Source organism: Scleromatobacter humisilvae, from assembly GCF_023231945.1.
Taxonomy (GTDB): Bacteria; Pseudomonadota; Gammaproteobacteria; order Burkholderiales; family Burkholderiaceae_C; genus Scleromatobacter; species Scleromatobacter humisilvae.
The window spans coordinates 180,222-199,821 of sequence record NZ_JAJLJH010000011.1 but is presented as its reverse complement, the minus strand read 5'-3'; the positions used below and the strand labels follow the sequence as shown (position 1 = coordinate 199,821).

Below are 19,600 nucleotides of genomic sequence, written 5' to 3'. Positions count from 1 at the left end.
CATGGCCTGGGCGAGCTGGAACTCGCCGTAGAAGTCGCACTCGTTGCCGAGGCGGTACTTGAACTCGCCGATGCCGTAGCACTGGCGCGACTTGCCAGAGACGCTGGTGGCAGCGGGGCCGCCGCGCATGTAGCCGGTCCAGTCGACCGCGTGGGCGGCGTTGGCGGCGCACAGGGCGAACGCGGCAACGGCAACGAGGCGGGGTGCCGGGCGCGAGGCTCGGGTGTCTTGCATGTGTGTCTCCTGCTTTGCGCTCACCGAGCGCGTTGTAGTTTCGCTAGCCGCAAGGGGTCGCCGGCCAACGTTAAGAAGCTTAATTAGCCATTAATACTAAATTAATGAGGGTTTTCTCTTAGGCCGAGCAGAGTGTCAACTTGGTGCAACAGTTGAGCTGGAGGGCACGCTGCAGTGCACAAGAGCACCAGGAAAGGGCCAATCAAGCGGAAACCCGAACGTAACGGCGGTCGCGCGGGTTCGCATGCTGACCCCCTAGATTGACGCCAGCTGAACGCACAGGTGTTGCCCAAAGGCCAAACAGAGCCGTAAACGAACGCTACGGCGCGCGACGGCGGCGGCGAACAGGCGTAAAAGGTTGGGCCCTGCGGCGGCGGCCGGACGAAAGCGTCAGCGCGCGAGCGGCAGCGCGATGCGCACCTGCAGGCCGTGCGGGGTCATCCCGGACAGCGTGACCTGGCCCGCGTGGCGCTCGGCGATGCTCTTGACGATCGCCAGCCCGAGCCCGCAGCCCGAGCCCTCGTGCGTGGCGCGGACGAAGCGCTCGAAGACGGCCCGATGCAGGTCCGGCGGGATACCCGGTCCCGTATCGGTCACCTGCACGATGCCGTACGAGCCCTCGCGCCGCACGCCCACGGTCACCTCGCTGGACGCGCCCGCATAGCGGATCGCGTTGTCGATCAGGTTCTGCAAGGCCTCGCGGATCAGCAGCGGGTGTCCCTGCACGGTGACGGGCGGCGCGTCGTCGCCGGCCTCGTCGAGGCCCAGGTCGATCGCGGCCTGCAGCGCCTTCGGCACCCATTCGGCGGTGACCTCGCGCGCGAGCTCGCGCAGGTCGACGCGCGACGAATGCTGCGCGAGCGCCGATTCGGGCTCGGCGCGCGCCAGGCTCAGCAGCTGGTTGACGAGGTGGGCGCTGCGCACCGCGCTCTCGTGCACGCGCTCCAGGCGCTGCTGCTGCGCGGGATCGACGTTCTCGCCGAGTGCCAGCTCCGTCTGGCTCTTGAGCCCGGCCAGCGGCGTGCGCAACTGGTGCGCGGCGTCGTTGACGAAGCGGCGCTGCGCGGCCACGCTCTCGTGCACGGCCGCCAGCAGGTCGTTCAACGCGCGCGACAGCGAGCGCAGTTCCTGCGGCGAGTCGTCGATGCGCAGCGGCGCCAGGTCGTTCGGCGCGCGATCCTCGACCAGCGCCCGCATGCGCGCGAGCGGCGCCAGCCCTGCGCGGATGCCGGCCCACACGATCATCGTCATCAGCAGGATCAGGCCGGACAGCGGCAGCACGGTGTCGCCCAGGATGCTGCGGGCCAGTTCGTCGCGGCGGGCGCGGCCGCGGGCGATCTGCACCAGCATCAGCTGGCGTGTCTTGCTGTCGCCGTAGGCCACGTACAGCGCGGCGACGCGGATCGGCATGCGGTCGTCGATCAGCCCGTCGTAGAAATACGGCTCGCCCAGCCGCGGCGGCCCGATCAGCGCCGGCGGCGGCAGCTTCTTGCTGCCCAGGATGAACTGGCCCGGCGGCGTGCTGACCATGTAGTAGACGCGATCGTCGGGGTCGGCCTCGATGATGTCCTGCGCGGCGCGCGGGAAGTCGATGAACAGCCCGTTGCCGATCGGCTTGACCTGGCGCGCCAGTGCCCGCGTGGCCTGCAGCAGGCTCGCGTCGATCGCGCGATTGGCGTAGCGCGCGGCCACGTTGTAGGTGACGAAGGCCGCCGCCATCCACAGCACGAGCTGCGGCAGCACCAGCCACAGCAGCAGCTGCTTGTGCAGCGACTGGTCGCCGACGACCAGCCGCGTCAGCCGCAGCATCAACGAGCCGGGGATCGCCCTCATGCCAGTCTAGGCAGGGCGCAACGCTTCGAGCAGGTAACCCAGGCCGCGCACGGTGCGGATGCTCAGGCCCGAGCCCTCGAGCTTGCGGCGCACGCGGTGGATGTAGACCTCGATCGAGTTGTTGCCGCCGGGCTCGGCGCGCTCGCTGTCCCAGGCCAGCGCCACTTCTTCCTTCGTGACCACGCGGTCGCGGCGCGTCAGCAGCAGGTCCAGCAGCGTCCACTCGCGCGGGCTGAGCTCCAGGGGCGCGCCGTCGATGCTGGCGCGGCGCGAGTCGCGCTCGAAGACGAGCGCGCCCATCGCCATCGACGCGTTGGCCACCGGCGAGGACTGGCTGCGGCGCAGCAGCGCGCGCAGCCGCGCCTCGAGCTCGGGGAAGTCGAACGGCTTGGTGAGGTAGTCGTCGGCACCGGCGTTGAGGCCGGCGACGCGGCTCGGCAGGTCGTCGAGTGCCGTCAGCACCAGCACGGGCAGCTCGGGCTTGCGTTGGCGCACGCGCTGCAGCACGGTGAGGCCGTCGACCATCGGCAGCCCGAGGTCGAGGATGCACAGGTCCCACGACTGCTTCAGCAGCAGGAACTCGGCGACGGCGCCGTTGGGCGCATGCTCGGTCTCGAAGCCGGCATGGCGCAGCTGCTCCGTGAGCGCATCGGCCAGGATCGCGTCGTCTTCGGCGAGCAGGAGGTTCATGGGCGGAAGCTTAACCCGGCCGCCGCCAACGAATCCTTCATGAATACGCTGAATGCGCGCACGTTTGGTGCGCGCGCAACGTTCACATGCTGCGACGGTACTGGCCGCCGACCTCGAACAGCGCGCTGGTGATCTGCCCCAGCGAGCAGACGCGCACCGCTTCCATCAACACGTCGAACACGTTCGTGTTGGCGATCACCGCCGACTGCAACTTCGCGAGCATCGCCGGCGCCTCTGCGGCGTGGACGGCATGGAATTCGGCGAGGCGGGCGAGCTGGCTCTGCTTCTCGTCGTCGGTGGAACGCGCCAGTTCGATCGACTCGAGCGGCGCCTCGTTCGGGTTGCGGAAGGTGTTGACGCCCACGATCGGGTACTCGCCCGTGTGCTTGAGCATTTCGTAGTGCATCGACTCTTCCTGGATCTTGCCGCGCTGGTAGCCGGTCTCCATCGCGCCGAGCACGCCGCCGCGTTCGGCGATCTTCTCGAATTCCTGCAGCACCAGTTCTTCCACGAGTTCGGTGAGCTCCTCGATGATGAACGCGCCCTGGTTCGGGTTCTCGTTCTTGGCCAGCCCCCACTCGCGGTTGATGATCAGCTGGATCGCCATCGCGCGCCGCACGGACTCGGCGGTCGGCGTCGTGATGGCCTCGTCAAACGCGTTGGTGTGCAGCGAGTTGCAGTTGTCGTAGATCGCGATCAGCGCCTGCAGCGTGGTGCGGATGTCGTTGAATTGGATCTCCTGCGCGTGCAGCGAGCGACCCGACGTCTGCACGTGGTACTTCAGCTTCTGCGAGCGCTCGTTGGCGCCGTACTTGTCGCGCATCGCCACCGCCCAGATGCGCCGCGCCACGCGGCCCAGCACCGTGTATTCCGGGTCCATGCCGTTCGAGAAGAAGAACGACAGGTTGGGCGCGAAGTCGTCGATGTGCATGCCTCGCGCGAGGTACGCCTCGACGAACGTGAAGCCGTTCGACAGCGTGAACGCGAGCTGCGAGATCGGGTTCGCGCCGGCCTCGGCGATGTGATACCCGCTGATCGAGACCGAATAGAAGTTGCGCACGTTGTGGTGCACGAAGTACTCGGCGACGTCGCCCATCACCTTCAGCGAGAACTCGGTCGAGAAGATGCAGGTGTTCTGGCCCTGGTCTTCCTTCAGGATGTCCGCCTGCACGGTGCCGCGCACGTTGGCGAGCACCCAGTCCTTGATCTTGGCGGCCTCGTCGGCCGTCGGCTCGCGGCCGTTGTCGGCCTTGAACTTGCCGAGGTTCTGGTCGATCGCGGTGTTCATGAACATCGCCAGGATCGTCGGCGCCGGGCCGTTGATCGTCATCGACACCGACGTCGTCGGGCTGCACAGGTCGAAGCCCGAGTACAGCACCTTCATGTCCTCGAGCGTGGCGATCGAGACGCCGGAGTTGCCGACCTTGCCGTAGATGTCCGGCCGCGGCGCGGGGTCGGCGCCGTACAGCGTGACCGAGTCGAACGCCGTCGACAGCCGCTTGGCCGGCATGCCTTCGGACACGAGCTTGAAGCGGCGGTTGGTGCGGAACGCGTCGCCCTCGCCCGCGAACATGCGCGTCGGATCCTCGCCTTCGCGCTTGAACGCGAACACGCCCGCCGTGTACGGATAGCTGCCCGGCACGTTGTCCAGCATCAGCCATTTCAGGATCTCGCCGTGGTCCTCGAAGCGCGGCAGCACGACCTTGCGGATCTTGGTGCCCGACAGCGTGGTGTGGACGAGGTTGGTACGGATCTCCTTGTCGCGGATCTTGACGACGTACTCGTCGCCCGCGTAGGCCTTCTGCATGTCGGGCCACATCGCGAGCAGCTTCTTCGCGTCCGGATTCAGGCGGCCTTCGCGCTGTTCGGCCAGGTCGGTGACCGCGTCGTGCGCGTTGACCTTGTCGGCGTTGGCCTCCTTGAGCATGCGTGCGGTGCCGCGCAGCTGCTGCACCTCGCGCGCGAGCGTCGCCTGCGCGCGGGCGAGCTTCTTGTAGCCGCGCACGGTGTCGGAGATCTCGGCCAGGTAGCGCGTGCGCGCGGCCGGCACGATGGGCACCTGGTGCGTGGAGAAGCGCGTGTCCGTGGTCGGCAGCGTGCCTTCGTCCAGCGGCAGGCCCAGCTCGGCCAGGCGCGGCTTCATGGCCTGGTACAGCGCGGTGACGCCGTCGTCGTTGAAGCGGCTGGCCATGGTGCCGAAGACGGGCATCTTGTCCGGCATGACGGTGAACGCCTCGCGGTTGCGCTGCACCTGCTTGGCCACGTCGCGCAGCGCGTCGGCGGCGCCCTTGCGGTCGAACTTGTTGATGGCGACGAACTCGGCGAAGTCCAGCATGTCGATCTTCTCGAGCTGGCTGGCGGCGCCGAACTCGGGCGTCATCACGTACATCGGCACGTCGACGAGCGGCACGATGGCGGCGTCGCCCTGGCCGATGCCGGAGGTCTCGACGATGATCAGGTCGAAGCCGGCCAGCTTGGTCGCGGCGAGGACGTCCGGCAGCGCCTGGCTGACCTCGCTGCCCGCGTCGCGCGTGGCCAGCGAGCGCATGTACACGCGCGCGCCGGAGCCGGCCCACGGGTTGATGGCGTTCATGCGGATGCGGTCGCCCAGCAGCGCGCCGCCGCTCTTGCGGCGCGACGGGTCGATCGAGATCACGGCGATGCGCAGCTTGTCGCGCTGGTCGAGGCGGATGCGGCGGATCAGCTCGTCGGTCAGCGAGGACTTGCCCGCGCCGCCGGTGCCGGTGATGCCGATGACCGGCGTCTTGATGTCGCGCGCGGCCGCGTGCACGGCCGCGACGCGCTCTTCCGACAGCCCGTGGTTCTCCAGCGCCGTGATCAGCTGCGCCAGCTTGCGCCAGGCGGCCTCGGTGTGGCCCGCGACCTCGGACAGGTCGGCCGGCGCGTACGACGACAGGTCCCTGTCGCAGTTCATCACCATCTCGCCGATCATCCCCTGCAGGCCCATGCGCTGGCCGTCCTCTGGGCTGAAGATGCGCACGCCCTTGTCGGCCAGCGCGCGGATCTCGGCCGGCACGATCACGCCGCCGCCGCCGCCGAACACCTGGATGTGCTCGCCGCCGCGCTGCTTCAGCAGGTCGACCATGTAGCTGAAGTACTCGTTGTGGCCGCCCTGGTAGCTGCTGACGGCGATGCCCTGCGCGTCTTCCTGCAGCGCGGCCGTGACGACCTCGTCGACCGACCGGTTGTGCCCCAGGTGCACCACCTCGGCGCCCATGCCCTGCAGGATGCGTCGCATGATGTTGATCGCGGCGTCGTGGCCGTCGAACAGGCTCGCGGCGGTGACGAAGCGCACCTTGTGGGTGGGCCGGTAGTTGGCGAGGGCCTTGAATTCAGCGGAGAGGTCGGTCATGGCAATGAGTCGTCGGACGGTTTCACGGCAAGGATCGAAGTATCGGATCAATTGACGTTTACGTAAACGTCAATTTGGCAAGCCCGGCGAGGCCGCGCGGCCTCCGAGTGTGACCTTCCCGACACACCTTTGGGTTTCCACTATCGGCGACCGGGTCGCTCTGCGCGGCCGGACTGATACGCTCGCGCCGTGAGCTTCCTCGCCATCGACATCGGCAACACGCGCCTCAAGTGGGCCCTGTTCGCGCAACCCTGCCCCGGCCAGCCGCCCGTGCGCCACGGGGCCGTCTTCCTCGAGACCATCGACGAACTGGCGGAGACCGAATGGGCGACGCTGCCGCCGCCCGACCGCATGCTGGGCTGCGTGGTGGCCGGCGAGGCGGTGCGGCGCCGGGTCGAGGAGCAGATGGACATGTGGGACGTCCCGCCGCGCTGGGTGGTGTCCCGCGCCGCCGAGGCCGGCGTCGTCAATGGCTACGACCATCCCTCGCGTCTGGGCGCCGACCGCTGGGTCGCGCTGGTGGGCGCGCGCGCCCGCGTGCTGGCCGAGGCCGCCGCGGCCGGGCACGCGCCGCGGCCGGCGCTGGTGGTGATGGTGGGGACGGCGGTCACCGTCGACGCGCTCGACGCCGATGGCCACTTCCTCGGCGGCCTGATCCTGCCGGGCTTCGGCCTGATGCTGCGCGCACTCGAGATGGGCACCGCCGGCCTGAAGGTGCCCACCGGCGAGACGACGGAGTTCCCGACCAACACAAGCGACGCGCTGATGTCGGGCGGCGTGTTCGCGATCGCCGGCGCGGTCGAGCGCCAGCACAAGCGGCTGGCGGCGCGCTCCGGCCAGGTGCCCAAGGTGCTGATCGCCGGCGGCGCCGCGGTGAAGCTGGCGCCCGCGCTCGATGTCGAGTTCGAGATCGTCGACAGCCTCCTGTTCGAAGGCCTGGTCGGAATGGAAGCAGCCCGCGCTGCTTGAGCAGGGCGGGCTGCGAAGGATCCGGCGAACCGGATCAGGAGCGGCGCGGACTCAGAAGCCGAACGACGCGCCGATCGTGTAGCTGTTGACCGTGTTGGTGGACGAGCCGAAGGTCGGCACCTGCGAGGTGATCTTCGTGTTGTCCCAATCGGCCTCGATCTTGATGTTCTTGGCGATCTCGTAGTTCACGCCCAGGCCGTAGTACGGATGCCAGCCGTTCTTCGAGTGGTCGCCCAGCAGCGTGTCGCCGAGGTTGTAGTCCACCTTGCTGGTGCCGTAGGCCGCGCCGACGCGCGCCACGCCGCCCCAGCCGCTGCCGAAGGATGGGCGGTAGGCGCCGCCCAGGCCCCAGTAGGAATCCTTGGCGTCGGCGCTGACGCCGGTGCCCGTTCCCTTGAACTTGCCCAGGTCGAAGTAGGTCAGTTCGGCCGCCCACGGGGTGCCGGGCAGCTGGTAGCCGCCGTAGAGCTTCCAGGCGAAGTCGTTCTTGTCGCAGCCGGTGATCGTGCCCGAGGCCGCGGCGGCGCCGCAGCCGTGGTCGGCGTGGCTCGCGCCGATGTTGCCGCCCACATAGGACTGGGCGAAGGCCGAGCCGCTGGCCAGGGAGAACAGGGCGACAGCGCCGGCAATCAAGGTCTTGTTCACTTCAAATCCTCATCAAAAAGTACTCCGAAGAGCGATGAGGAAATCCTATCCGCGGGTTTTCGCGGAAAGCTGAAAAAGTCGGTCAGGAGCAACACAAAACGGTGAATCTGTGGTAAAGGCGGCTTTACCTCGATTTCTGGGAACTTTTGCGCCGCGGGGTCTCTTGCTGGGTCAAAACAAAAGGCGCCCAACTTGCGTTATGGCGCCTTCTTCCGGAGTGTGAGCACTGACAAAGCTCAGGCGTGTCGCAGCTGCACCCGGGCCGTCTCGTTGATGCCCATCGCGCCGAACATCAGCGCGACCAGGCGATGGGTCTCGTGGAACACGATCTCGCGGCCTTCCGCGTGGCGCTGCGCGACCCAGTTGAGCAGGTCGCCGGCGGCCACGAAGTCGACGCGCATCAGCAGCGCGCACGAGATGCGGATGACGCGCGAATCGCCCACTTGCGCCGTCAGCCGCCCCAGCAGCTCGGCCAGGTCGCCCGAGAGCTGGCCCGCCAGCTCGACGGACGTGATCTGCACCGGGGCGGGCGCGGCCTCGTCCTCGGCGATCATCGAGGTGTCCATGAAGCTGGTCGTGGCCTCGCCCACCACCGACAGCGACAGCGTCTGCGTGTTCTGCGTGGAGCCGATCAGCTGCGCCTTGCAGCGCGCGTTCTCCCAGCTCGGCGGCGAGACCTCGAAGGTGACGCAGTAGTCGATCGCGACCTCGTCGAACTGGTCGGGCCGATGCGCCAGCCGCAGCGCCTCCAGGCGCAGCATCCAGTAGACGGGATCCGCATCGCGCGCGCCGGTGGGGGCGATCTCTTGCAGCACCGAAAACAGCTTGTCGCCGGCGATCCAGTTCATCGACAGCGGCTGGCCGGACCAGCCCACGAACAGCTTCTGCAGGCGGCTCGCGGCTTCGACGTCCATCGAGACCAGCGCCGTCCAGTCCATCACCCAGGGCGACGGCAGCTGCATCGACAGCGCGTCGAGCCGCGCGACGGCCTCGGTGTCGAGGTTGGGCGGGCACACCCAGCCGATGCCGCCGCTCATGGTCTTGCCCGACTCCGGCTTCTTGGTGGCGTCGGCGAGCTGCTTGGGCAGCGAGAACCATTGCGGCGCCGAGCGGTGGAAGCGCTCGACGTATTCCATCGTGACCGTCTCGAACTTGGCCTGCTGGCCGATCGCCCGATAAAGGTCGAACAGCACCAGCCAGGTCTCGTCGTGGTCGCGCCGCTCGCCGCGCGGGCCGATCAGCGCCTGCAGCGCCTTCTCGCAGCCGGCGAAGTCGCCGCCCGCGAACGCGATCACGGCCTCGTCCAGCGCCTCGTCGTGCACGACCTCGCTGATCTCGACGCGCTCGCCGCCGCCGAGGTCGATCGTGCTCTGCACGTTGGGCGCCGAGCGCGGCGCCGGCGCGCCGGCGGCGTACGGGTTGGTGCTGGTCGACGACAGCGGCACGCGCGACGAGACGGGCGCGGTCGGCGGCATCGGCGTGGGCGTGAATTCGAGCGGCGCATGCAGCGGCGACGGGGGCGCGCTGGGCAGCGGCCGCGGCGGCGCGAACGGATCCGCGCCGTCGTAGGGCAGCGTGTTGGCGAAGCTCTGCGTCGGCGCCGTGGTGTCCGGGTACTCGGGCGGCAGCTCCAGGGAGGCGTCGAACTGCAGCGGGCCGCCGTCCAGGCGCGCCACGGTCTCGTGGTCGTCCTCGGCGTTCAGCGGCACGCGCAGCGTGGGCGCGCTCTCTTCCGGATCGAAGATCGTCGTCGTCAGGATGGGCGGCGGCGGGCCGGGCGGCAGCGTCGGCGCGGTGCGCGGCGGCGGCTTGGCGGCGGGGCCGCCGGCCGACACCTGCGAGCTCGCGCCCACCATCTGGCGCTCGATCGCGTCGATCTTGGCCTTGATGCCCACGCTCTGCACCGACGACTGCGTGGAGCGCGCCTCGACGCTCTCGTCCATGCGCGAGGACTGCATCGTCAACGCCTGCGCCTGGTCGCCCGACAGGCCTTCGCGCCGGATGCGGCGCAGCGTGTCGAGCTCGCGCTTGCGCACGTAGTCGTTGCGGCGCTTGCGCTCGATCATGGCCTTCATCTCGGCCTTGTCGAACTCGGTGGCCTTGATCTCGGTCTCGCGCGGCGTGGTCATGCCGACGAGTTCCCTCGCTGGCGCCGCTACCTTGCGCGCCATGCGGCGAAACAGGCCACCGCCTTCGTCTTTATCGGACATCGCGAGGCAGGATCATGCGTGCGGTTGCATGGGCAAAGGGCTCAATGGAGGCTCTCAGTCCCCGAACATCTTCTGCTTCATCTCGCGGCGCTGCTGCGCCTCGAGCGACAGCGTGGCGGTGGGACGCGCGAGCAGGCGGCCCAGGCCGATCGGCTCGCCGGTCTCATCGCAGTAGCCGTAGTCGCCGGCGTCGATGCGGCCGATCGACTGCGAGATCTTCTTCAGCAGCTTGCGCTCGCGGTCGCGGGTGCGCAGTTCGAGGGCGTGTTCTTCCTCGATGGTGGCGCGGTCGGCCGGATCGGGAACGATGGACGTGTCCTCGCGCAGGTGCTCGGTGGTCTCGCCGGCGTTCGACAGCAGGTCGTCCTTCAGGGCCTGGAGCTTGGCGCGGAAGAATTCGAGCTGCTTCTCGCCCATGTATTCGCTGTCAGGCATGGCCAGCAGCTCGGGTTCGGTCAGGTCCTTGCCCGCCTTGGTCTTCCAGGCAGACGCCAGCTTCGTGTCGGTAGCAGAGGATTTTGCGGCGTTCATCGGTTCGGTTTCGGCCTTTGCTGAAGGCTTCTTGAGAGGAGTCGCGGCGGCTGCGCCGTCCGCGGGGGAGGAAACCTTGGTGGCGGACTTCGCGCGCGACTTGGTCGCGGCGGTGTCCGCGCCGTCTGCCGTGGCGGTGCTGGATGCCAGCGTCTTGGCCGGGGTCTTGGTCACGGTCGGTCTCCTCGCGAGGTCGCTCGGAAGGCTGTTATACCCGCAGCGAGCAACAGTGGGTAGTTGTTCTAACGCGGGGCTGACCTTGCAAAAAGGCGGGCCGATTGTAGCCACGATGTGCCGCGACCCGGGCAAGCTTTTCGCCCGGATGTCGCGGCAATGGCAAGAAAGGTGCCTAAACCAGGCAGCCTTCGAGGCCCTGGAGCAGGATTTCCTTGGGCAGGTCGATGCCGATGAAGACGAGCTTGCTCGATTTCTTCTCGCCCGGCGCCCACTTCGGGCCCAGATCCGAGCCCATCATCTGGTGCACGCCCTGGAAGATCACCTTCTTGTCGCTGCCCTTCATCCACAGCACGCCCTTGTAGCGCAGCATCTTGGGGCCGTAGACCTGCACGATGGCGCCCAGGAAGTCCTCCAGCTTGGTCGGGCTGAACGGCTTGTCCGACTTGAAGGCGAACGACTTCACATCGTCGTCGTGCGCATGGTGGTGCGGGTGGTCGCAGGCCTCGCCCGGCCCGTGGTCGTGGCCTTCGTGGCCGTGATCGTGGCCATGGTGGTGGTCGTGATCGTGGTCATGGCCCTGCACGGTGAGGAAATCGGGGTCGATCTCCAGCGTGGTGTTCAGGTTGAAGCCCTTGAGGTCGAACACCTTGGACAGCGGCACCTCGCCGAAGTGCACCTTCTGCTGCTGCGCCCGCGGGTTCATGTGGCGGATGCGGTGCTGCAGCGCCTCGACCGACGCCTCGTCCACCAGGTCGGTCTTGCTGATGAAGATCTGATCGGCGAAGCCGATCTGCAGGCGCGCTTCCTGGCGGTTGTCCAGCTGTTCGTTGGCGTGCTTGGCGTCGACCAGCGTCAGCACCGAGTCGAGCAGGTAGCTCTCGGCGATCTCGTCGTCCATGAAGAAGGTCTGGGCGACCGGGCCCGGATCGGCCAGGCCGGTCGTCTCGATGACGACGCGCTCGAAGTTCAGCTCGCCCTTGCGGCGGCGCTCGGCCAGCAGCGACAGCGTGGCGCGGAGATCCTCGCGGATCGTGCAGCACACGCAGCCGTTGGACAGCTGCATGATCTGCTCGGTGGTGTCCGAGACCAGGATCTCGTTGTCGATGTTCTCCTCGCCGAACTCGTTCTCGATGACGGCGATCTTCTGGCCGTGCATCTCGGTGAGGACGCGCTTGAGCAGCGTGGTCTTGCCCGAGCCGAGGAAGCCGGTCAGGATGGTGGCGGGGATGAGCTTGTCGGCCATGGTTTCTCGGGATTCGTTGCGAAGCGGCGGCGCGCGCACGGAGCGCCGGCAGGGGCAGGTGGGGGCGGCGGACTCTCCTTCAAGCCTGCTCGGCTGTCAAGAGAATTTCCGGTGAATCAGTTATTCTCGCGGTTCTTCCACTCCCGACACCGCCATAGTGTCTGATCCCCAGACTGGTCGACCCGGGCGCTCCCAGCGAGCGCCTGCCGAGGTCGACAAGCCCAGCCTGTTCGAACGCCTGGTCGAGTTCCTGTCTCCCGGGCCAGATTCGCGCGCCGAACTCATCGAAACCCTCGCCGACGCCGAACAGCGTGCGCTGATCGAGCCGGAATCGCGCGCGATGCTCGAAGGCGTGCTGCGCATGGCCGACATGACCGCCGGCGACGTGATGGTGGCGGCGCCGCGCATGGACCTGCTGGCCATCGACGCCCCGTACGACGAGCTGCTGGCCGCCGTCATCGGCACCGGCCACTCGCGCTTCCCGGTCTACGAAGGCCAGCGCGAGAACATCATCGGCACGCTGATGGCCAAGGACCTGCTCAAGCTGCAGCGTGCGCCCGAGCTGAACCTGCGCACGCTGCTGCGCCCGGCCGTGTTCGTGCCCGAGTCCAAGAACCTGAACGAGCTGCTGCGCGAGTTCCGCAGCAACCGCAACCACCTGGCCATCGTGATCGACGAGTTCGGCAACACCGCCGGCCTGATCACGATCGAGGACGTGCTGGAAGAGATCGTCGGCGAGATCGAGGACGAGTTCGACGACGCCGACGCCGAGACCGGCGTCTACGCGCTGGCCGACGGCAGCATGCGCGTGGCGGGCAACGCGTCGATCGCCGAGGTCAACAACGCCTTCGGCGTCGCGCTGCCGGAGGACGCCTTCGACACCATCGGCGGCATCGTCTCGCACGAGCTGGGCCACGTGCCGCGGCGCGGCGAGGTGATGCGCCTGGGCGGCCTGCAGTTCGCCGTGATGCTGACGCGCGGCGGCGCCGTGCGCTGGTTCAAGGTGACGCGTCCGGCGCCCGACAGCGTCCTGCCGACCTCCGACGAGCTCGGCGGGTGAGTCGCGCGCCGCGTCATCGATCGCGCGTCTCCGCAGCGAGCGGCTGGATCGCCTTCCTGCTGGCACTGCTGGCCGGCGTCGCGCAGGCCGCCTCGTTCGCGCCGACCGAGTTCTGGTGGCTGCAGCTGCTGTCCACCGGCGCGCTGGTGGCGCTGCTGGCCGACGCGCGGCCCCGTGCGGCCGCCGCCCGCGCGTGGGCCTTCGGCTTCGGCTGGATGGGCGTCGGCTTCTGGTGGCTCTACATCAGCCTGCATGTCTACGGCCTGCTGCCGGCATGGCTGTCGGTGCTGGCGGTGGCCGTGCTGGCGGCGTTGCTGTCGCTCTACTACGCGATCGCCGGCTGGGCCTGGGCGACGCTGCGGCGCAACCGGCCATGGATCGACGCGCTGCTGTTCTCGGGCGTGTGGCTGCTGGCCGAGCTGGCGCGCGGCAAGTTCCTCACCGGCTTTCCGTGGATCGCGGGCGGCTACGCGCACACCTCCGGCCCGCTCGCGAGCTGGGCGCCGTATGTCGGCGTCTACGGCATCGGCGCGCTCGCCGCGGGCATCTCGGCCGCGACCGCCCTCGTCGCGTTGACGCTGCGCGGCCAGCAGGTGCGGCCGCCGCTGGTCACGCTGAGCCCGCTCGTGCTGCCCTTGCTGCTGCTGGCCGTGGGCGCGGCGCTGCCGCAGGGGTTCACGCGTTCGACCGGCATGCTCAGCGTCTCGCTGCTGCAGCCGAACGTCGCGCAGAACGACAAGTTCGAGCAGTCCCACATCGACCAGGCGCTGGCCTGGCACGTCGCCAGGCTGAACGCGGCGCCGGGGCAGCTGGTGGTGACGCCGGAGTCGTCGCTGCCCGTCCTGCCGGTGCAGATCCCGCCCGAGACCTGGCTGGCCTACGAGCATCCGTTCAACAAGCCGGGCAAGGCGGCGCTGGTGGGCGTGTTCACCGGCGACGACGAGCACGGCTACACCAATTCCCTGGTCGGCCTCGATGCCACGCACCACATGAGCAGCGGCACGTTCTTCCGCTACGGCAAGCGCCACCTGCTGCCGTTCGGCGAGTACGTGCCGCCGGGCTTCCACTGGTTCGTCGCGATGCTGCAGATTCCCATCGGCGACCAGGCCGCGGGCGTCGACACCGCGTCGTTCACGGTCGGCGCGCAGCGCGTGCGGCCGCTGATCTGCTACGAGGATCTGTTCGGCGAGGACTTCGCGACCTCGATGGTCGGCCTCAACGCCGCGACGCTGATGGCCAACTCGACCAACCTCGCCTGGTTCGGCAAGCGCATGATCCAGGACCAGCACCTGCAGTTCTCGCGCATGCGCGCGCTCGAGTTCCAGCGCGGCCAGGTGCGCGCGACCAACACCGGCGCCACCGCCGTCATCGACTGGCAGGGCCGCGTCACCGCCCGCCTGCCGCCCGACGTGGAAGGCGAGCTCGACGCCGAGGTCGAGGGCCGCATCGGCGACACGCCCTACGGCATCTGGCTCGCGCAATGGCGGCTCTGGCCGCTGTGGGGCCTGGGGCTGGCGCTGATCCTGGTCGCGCTGCTGGTGCCCCGGCTTCGCTGAGGCTCGATCTGGCATTCTTGCGGGATGCCACGTCCTCGCATTCTTTCCACCCTGGCCATCGCCGGCCTGCTCGCGGGCTGCGCGATCGCGCCGTACTCGCCGAGCGGGGTGCCGCCGGGGGTGCCGCGCGCGGAAGTCGAACGCATCATGGGGCCGCCCACGGGCGTGTACACGATGCCCGACGGCCACGTGCGGCTCGAGTACAACCACATGCCGTTCGGCAAGCACACGTTCATGATCGACCTCGATGCCGACGGCCGCGTCGCGCACTGGGAGAACGTGCTCGACGAGCGTCACTTCGACGCGATCCGGCCCGGGCAGTCCATGGACGACGTGCTGCGCCAGATCGGGCCGCCCAGCTTCAAGTCGCACTACCTGCTGCCGCGCCCCGGCGGCAACACCTGGCTGTACCGCTTCGAGACGATCCAGCGCTGCACGGTGTTCGAGCTGTCGTTCGACGCGGTCACCGGAAAGGTGCTTGATGGCGCCTATCCGCCGGACCCGGGCTGCCCCGACGAATGGATCTAGCCGGGAGGCGGCGCCGCCACACGTAAAATCATCCGTTCGACCGTGCGCCGGCTCATCGCGCGCGGCCCAGTCTCCGGCCGTCCCGGCCCCACCGAATCCACCATGCTGACCTTCCAGCAAATCATTCTTCGCCTGCAGGACTACTGGGACAAGCAGGGCTGTGCCCTGCTGCAGCCCTACGACATGGAAGTCGGCGCGGGTACCAGCCACACCGCGACCTTCCTGCGCGCCCTCGGCCCCGAGCCCTGGAAGGCCGCCTACGTGCAGCCCAGCCGCCGCCCCAAGGACGGCCGCTACGGCGAGAACCCGAACCGCCTGCAGCACTACTACCAGTACCAGGTGGTGCTCAAGCCCGCGCCGGACAACATCCTCGAGCTCTACCTCGGCTCGCTCGAGGCGCTCGGCTTCGACCTGAAGAAGAACGACGTCCGCTTCGTCGAGGACGACTGGGAGAACCCGACGCTCGGCTGCTGGGGCCTGGGCTGGGAGGTCTGGCTCAACGGCATGGAAGTCACGCAGTTCACCTACTTCCAGCAGGTGGGCGGCATCGACTGCAAGCCCATCACCGGCGAGATCACCTACGGCCTCGAGCGCCTGGCGATGTACATCCAGGGCAAGGAGAGCCTGTTCGACCTCGAGTGGACGCCGGGCGTGACCTACCGCGACGTGTTCCACCAGAACGAGGTGGAACAGAGCACCTACAACTTCGAGCATTCGGACGTCACGTTCCTGCTGCACGCCTTCGGCGAGTACGAGAAGATGTCCAAGCACCTGATGGACCACCAGCTCGCGCTGCCCGCCTACGAGCAACTGCTCAAGGCCGGCCACACGTTCAACCTGCTGGATGCGCGCGGTGCGATCAGCGTCACCGAGCGCGCGGCCTACATCGGCCGCATCCGCAATCTGGCGCGCGCCGTCGCGCAGAGCTACCTCGAGAGCCGCGCGCGCCTCGGCTTCCCGATGGCGCCCAAGGCGTGGGCCGACGAAGTGATCGCGCAGATCGACAAGAAAAAGCAGGCTGCCTGACATGAGTGCGCAAGACACCAAGAACCTCCTCGTCGAACTGGTCTGCGAGGAACTGCCGCCGAAGGCGCTGAAGAAGCTGGGCGAGGCGTTTTCCGCGACGCTCGTGGCGAGCCTGCACGGCGCCGGCCTGGTCGGCGCGAATGCCGTCGTGAAGTCGTTCGCGTCGCCACGCCGGCTCGGCGTGCACGTCGAAGGCGTCGCGGCCAAGGCCGCCGACCGCGCGCTGCAGCAGAAGCTGATGCCCGCGGCCGTCGCCTTCGACAAGGAGGGCAACGCGTCGCCCGCGCTGCTGAAGAAGCTCGCGTCGCTGGGCTTCGGCCCCGAGGCCGTGCCGTCGCTCAAGCGCCAGCCCGACGGCAAGGCGGAGAGCCTGTTCGTCGACCAGGTCGTGCCGGGCGCCACGCTGGCCGAAGGCCTGCAGAAGGCCATCGACGAGACGCTCGCCAAGCTGCCGATCCCCAAGGTGATGAGCTACCAGCTCGCCGACGGCTGGAGCGACGTCAAGTTCGTGCGACCTGCGCATCGCCTCGTGGCGCTGCACGGTGCCGACGTCGTGCCGGTCGGCGCGCTGGGCCTGTCGGCCGACCGCGTCACGCAGGGCCATCGCTTCGAGGCGAAGTCCGCCACGATCACGATCCGCGATGCCGACAGCCACGCCGCGCAGCTGCGCGACGAAGGTTCGGTCATCGCCGGCTTCGCGGAGCGCCGCGCCGAGATCGTGCGCCAGCTCGCCGAGGCCGCTGCGAAGCAGGGCCTGGCGCCGATCCAGGACGACGCGCTGCTGGACGAGGTCTGCGGCCTGGTCGAGCGTCCCAACGTGCTGACCTGCCAGTTCGAGCAGGACTTCCTCGCCGTGCCGCAGGAATGCCTGATCCTGACGATGAAGGCCAACCAGAAGTACTTCCCGCTGCTGGACGCGGCCGGCAGGCTCACGAACAAGTTCCTGGTCGTCAGCAACATCCGACCCGAAGACGCGAGCGCCGTGATCCAGGGCAACGAGCGCGTCGTGCGCCCGCGACTGGCCGACGCCAAGTTCTTCTTCGACCAGGATCGCAGGAAGTCGCTGGCCGAGCGCGTGCCGGGTCTCGACAAGGTCGTCTACCACGGCAAGCTGGGCAGCCAGGGCGCGCGCGTGACGCGCGTGCGCGAGATCGCGCGGGCGATCGCCGCCGAGCTCGGGGACACCGGCCTCGTCGACCAGGCCGACATGGCCGCGCGCCTGGCCAAGGCCGATCTCGTCACCGACATGGTCGGCGAGTTTCCCGAGCTGCAGGGCATCATGGGCGGCTACTACGCGCGCCACGACGGGCTGGGCGACATCGTCGCCGACGCCATCGAGGATCACTACAAGCCGCGCTTCGCCGGCGACGCGCTGCCGCGCAACCGCGCCGGCCTGGTCGTCGCGCTGGCCGACAAGCTCGAGACGCTGGTCGGCCTGTTCGGCATCGGCCAAGTGCCCACCGGCGACAAGGATCCGTTCGCGTTGCGCCGTCACGCCCTCGGCGTGATCCGCATGCTGGTCGAGGCGGCGTTGCCGCTGGATCTCGACACGCTGCTGGCGCTGGCGGTTCCCGCGTTCGGCGAATTGATCACCGACCCGCGCGCCGCGGTGTCGACGTTCGTCGTCGAACGCCTGGCCGGCAGCCTGCGCGAGCAGGGCTACTCGGCGCACGAGGTCGACGCCGTGCTGGCGCTCGGCGTGCAGCGCCTGGCCGACATCCCGCGCCGCCTCGAGGCCGTGCGCGCGTTCGCCGCGCTGCCCGAGGCCGCGGCGCTCGCCGCCGCCAACAAGCGCATCGCCAACATCCTGAAGAAGAGCACCGATCCGGTGGAGGCCAAGGCCGATCCGGCGCTGTTCGCGGAAGACGCCGAGCGCGCGCTGTGGCAGGACGTCGGCACCGTGCGCCGTTCGGCCGACGTGCTGTTCGAGGCCGGCGACTACACCAGCAGCCTCAAGGCGCTGGCCGCGCTGCGCACGCCGGTCGACAAGTTCTTCGACGACGTGATGGTCAACGCGGAAGACCCGAAGGTGCGCGCGAATCGCCTCGGCCTGCTCGCGACGCTGCACGGCGTGATGAACCGGGTCGCGGACTTGTCGCGGCTCTCGGCCTGAACTTCAACGGAGGATGCCCATGCAAACCCCCAAGCTCGTGATCACCGGTCGCGACGGCATCCTCAACGTCTTCCGCAGCGACCATGTGAAGGCGCCGGAGGAATGGCAGCCGATCCCCGGCGCGCTGGAGGCCGTCGCGCGGCTGAACCACGCCGGCTGGCACGTGGTGGTGGCGACCAACCAGTCGGGCATCGGGCGCGGCATGATCGACATGACCTCCGTCAACGCGGTGCACTCGCACATGATGCGGCTGCTGTCGGAGAAGGGCGGGCGCATCGACGCCGTGTTCTTCTGCCCGCACGCGGCCACCGAGCAGTGCGAGTGCCGCAAGCCGGCGCCGGGCCTGATGCACGACATCGGCGAGCGCTACGGCGTCGAACTGGCCGCGGTGCCGATGGTGTGCGACACGCTGCGCGACCTCGAGGCCGCGCGCGCCGCCGGCTGCCAGCCGCACCTGGTGCGCAGCGGCCGCGCGGCGGTGGCCGACGAGGCCACCATCGCGCAATGGCTGGACGCCGTGCCCGGCACGACGGTGCACCAGGACATGGCGGCCTTCGCCGAGCACGTGATCGGAAGCTGACCTCCGGCGCCGCGGCGTCGCACGCGACACTCACCCCAAGAAGAAAACCAAAGGCATGACCAAGGCTCTCTCCGTCGTCCGTTCGATCCTGTTCTTCCTGTACATGGCGATCACCGTCATCCCGTGGGGCGCGACGGTCTGCATCTGCGCGCCGTTCCTCACGGCCGACCAGATCTACACGTGGTGCATCAACTGGGTGGCGCTGGCCCACCACGGCTCCGGCTGGATCTGCGGCGTGCGAAAGCGCGTGATCGGCCTGGAGAACGTGCCGTCGGCGCAGGACGCGAAGGGCGCGGTCATCCTCGCGTCCAAGCACCAGTCGACGTGGGAGACCTTCGCGTTCCCGGTCGTGATGCCCCACCCGCTGGCCTACGTCTTCAAGAAGGAACTGCTGTACGTGCCGTTCTTCGGCTGGGCGATGGCGCGCATGGACATGATCCACATCGACCGCAGCAAGCGCGCCGAGGCGTGGAACAAGGTCGCGGCGCAGGGCAAGCGCCTCAGCGGCCTGGGCAAGTGGGTGATCATGTTTCCCGAGGGCACGCGCAGCGCGCGCGGATCCAAGGGCACCTACAAGTCGGGCGCGACGCGCCTGGCGATCGCCAACGGCGTGCCGGTGGTGCCGATCGCCGTCGACTCGGCGCGCTGCTGGCCGCGCAAGAGCTTCTGGCTGAAGCCGGGCGTCGTCACGATCTCGATCGGCAAGCCGATCTCGCCCGTCGGCCGCGAGCCCGAGGAGATGATGCGCGAGATCGAGGACTGGATCGAGGCGGAGATGCGCCGGCTAGATCCCGAGGCCTACGTGCAGCCGCAGGCCTGATCGATCGAGGCG

The 19,600-nt window shown here is 68.6% G+C and carries 16 protein-coding genes; 8 read left to right on the top strand and 8 right to left on the bottom strand.

Going from position 1 to position 19,600, the window contains the following annotated elements:
* The 4 genes from LPC04_RS25500 to icmF all read right to left on the bottom strand — a co-directional run.
* Positions 1-234, bottom strand: a 234-nt coding sequence (locus LPC04_RS25500; RefSeq protein WP_275685131.1) for a carbohydrate porin, incomplete at its 3' end; no start/stop codon positions are given.
* Between the two features lie 390 nt (positions 235-624).
* Positions 625-2,067 (bottom strand): sensor histidine kinase, encoded by a 1,443-nt coding sequence (locus LPC04_RS25495; protein ID WP_275685130.1) that lies wholly within the window; start codon positions 2,065-2,067, stop codon positions 625-627.
* A gap of 6 nt (positions 2,068-2,073) precedes the next feature.
* Positions 2,074-2,757: a response regulator transcription factor gene (locus tag LPC04_RS25490; protein ID WP_275685129.1), complete on the bottom strand. Its 684-nt coding sequence runs from the start codon at positions 2,755-2,757 to the stop codon at positions 2,074-2,076.
* Positions 2,758-2,839: 82 nt separating this feature from the next.
* A complete protein-coding gene (gene icmF, locus LPC04_RS25485; protein WP_275685128.1) occupies positions 2,840-6,130 on the bottom strand; it encodes a fused isobutyryl-CoA mutase/GTPase IcmF in 3,291 nt (1,096 codons plus the stop codon).
* A gap of 189 nt (positions 6,131-6,319) precedes the next feature.
* On the opposite strand from icmF, the gene LPC04_RS25480 reads away from it, so the two are divergent.
* Positions 6,320-7,099, top strand: a complete 780-nt coding sequence (locus LPC04_RS25480; RefSeq protein WP_275685127.1) for a type III pantothenate kinase — start codon at positions 6,320-6,322, stop codon at positions 7,097-7,099.
* Positions 7,100-7,150: 51 nt separating this feature from the next.
* Here LPC04_RS25480 and LPC04_RS25475 read toward each other — a convergent pair whose 3' ends face one another.
* From LPC04_RS25475 to LPC04_RS25460, 4 genes are all read right to left on the bottom strand, one after another.
* Positions 7,151-7,744: an outer membrane protein gene (locus LPC04_RS25475; protein WP_275685126.1), complete on the bottom strand. Its 594-nt coding sequence runs from the start codon at positions 7,742-7,744 to the stop codon at positions 7,151-7,153.
* Positions 7,745-7,980: 236 nt separating this feature from the next.
* Entirely contained in the window at positions 7,981-9,954 is a 1,974-nt protein-coding gene (locus LPC04_RS25470) for an STAS domain-containing protein (protein ID WP_275685125.1), read from the bottom strand.
* A 54-nt stretch (positions 9,955-10,008) separates the two neighbouring features.
* Positions 10,009-10,659: an RNA polymerase-binding protein DksA gene (gene dksA, locus LPC04_RS25465; protein ID WP_275685124.1), complete on the bottom strand. Its 651-nt coding sequence runs from the start codon at positions 10,657-10,659 to the stop codon at positions 10,009-10,011.
* Between the two features lie 175 nt (positions 10,660-10,834).
* Complete coding sequence (locus tag LPC04_RS25460; protein ID WP_275685123.1) at positions 10,835-11,905, bottom strand: CobW family GTP-binding protein; 1,071 nt, start codon at positions 11,903-11,905, stop codon at positions 10,835-10,837.
* A 157-nt stretch (positions 11,906-12,062) separates the two neighbouring features.
* Between LPC04_RS25460 and LPC04_RS25455 the strand changes: the two genes are divergently transcribed.
* The 7 genes from LPC04_RS25455 (at position 12,063) to LPC04_RS25425 (ending at position 19,588) form a co-directional block, all read left to right on the top strand.
* On the top strand, positions 12,063-12,965 hold the full coding sequence (locus LPC04_RS25455) for an HlyC/CorC family transporter (protein ID WP_275685122.1): 903 nt from the start codon (positions 12,063-12,065) through the stop codon (positions 12,963-12,965).
* A complete protein-coding gene (lnt, locus tag LPC04_RS25450; protein WP_275685121.1) occupies positions 12,962-14,521 on the top strand; it encodes an apolipoprotein N-acyltransferase in 1,560 nt (519 codons plus the stop codon). Before LPC04_RS25455 ends, lnt begins: the two co-directional genes overlap by 4 nt.
* 24 nt (positions 14,522-14,545) lie before the next feature.
* Positions 14,546-15,049: a hypothetical protein gene (locus LPC04_RS25445; protein WP_275685120.1), complete on the top strand. Its 504-nt coding sequence runs from the start codon at positions 14,546-14,548 to the stop codon at positions 15,047-15,049.
* 102 nt (positions 15,050-15,151) lie between these two features.
* Entirely contained in the window at positions 15,152-16,075 is a 924-nt protein-coding gene (gene glyQ / locus LPC04_RS25440) for a glycine--tRNA ligase subunit alpha (RefSeq protein ID WP_275685119.1), read from the top strand.
* A gap of 1 nt (position 16,076) precedes the next feature.
* Positions 16,077-18,188, top strand: coding sequence for a glycine--tRNA ligase subunit beta (gene glyS / locus LPC04_RS25435; RefSeq protein WP_275685118.1), 2,112 nt, complete (start codon positions 16,077-16,079; stop codon positions 18,186-18,188).
* 19 nt (positions 18,189-18,207) lie between these two features.
* Positions 18,208-18,768: a D-glycero-beta-D-manno-heptose 1,7-bisphosphate 7-phosphatase gene (gmhB, locus tag LPC04_RS25430; RefSeq protein ID WP_338055482.1), complete on the top strand. Its 561-nt coding sequence runs from the start codon at positions 18,208-18,210 to the stop codon at positions 18,766-18,768.
* Between the two features lie 55 nt (positions 18,769-18,823).
* Positions 18,824-19,588 (top strand): lysophospholipid acyltransferase family protein, encoded by a 765-nt coding sequence (locus tag LPC04_RS25425; protein WP_275685116.1) that lies wholly within the window; start codon positions 18,824-18,826, stop codon positions 19,586-19,588.
* Positions 19,589-19,600 lie beyond the last annotated feature (12 nt).

Coding starts and splice junctions, on each gene's coding strand:
- LPC04_RS25495 (WP_275685130.1), bottom strand. CDS start 2,067: ATGAGGGCGATCCCCGGCTCGTTGATGCTGCGGCTGACGCGGCTGGTC.
- LPC04_RS25490 (WP_275685129.1), bottom strand. CDS start 2,757: ATGAACCTCCTGCTCGCCGAAGACGACGCGATCCTGGCCGATGCGCTC.
- icmF (WP_275685128.1), bottom strand. CDS start 6,130: ATGACCGACCTCTCCGCTGAATTCAAGGCCCTCGCCAACTACCGGCCC.
- LPC04_RS25470 (WP_275685125.1), bottom strand. CDS start 9,954: ATGTCCGATAAAGACGAAGGCGGTGGCCTGTTTCGCCGCATGGCGCGC.
- LPC04_RS25460 (WP_275685123.1), bottom strand. CDS start 11,905: ATGGCCGACAAGCTCATCCCCGCCACCATCCTGACCGGCTTCCTCGGC.
- LPC04_RS25445 (WP_275685120.1), top strand. CDS start 14,546: ATGCCACGTCCTCGCATTCTTTCCACCCTGGCCATCGCCGGCCTGCTC.
- glyQ (WP_275685119.1), top strand. CDS start 15,152: ATGCTGACCTTCCAGCAAATCATTCTTCGCCTGCAGGACTACTGGGAC.
- glyS (WP_275685118.1), top strand. CDS start 16,077: ATGAGTGCGCAAGACACCAAGAACCTCCTCGTCGAACTGGTCTGCGAG.
- gmhB (WP_338055482.1), top strand. CDS start 18,208: ATGCAAACCCCCAAGCTCGTGATCACCGGTCGCGACGGCATCCTCAAC.
- LPC04_RS25425 (WP_275685116.1), top strand. CDS start 18,824: ATGACCAAGGCTCTCTCCGTCGTCCGTTCGATCCTGTTCTTCCTGTAC.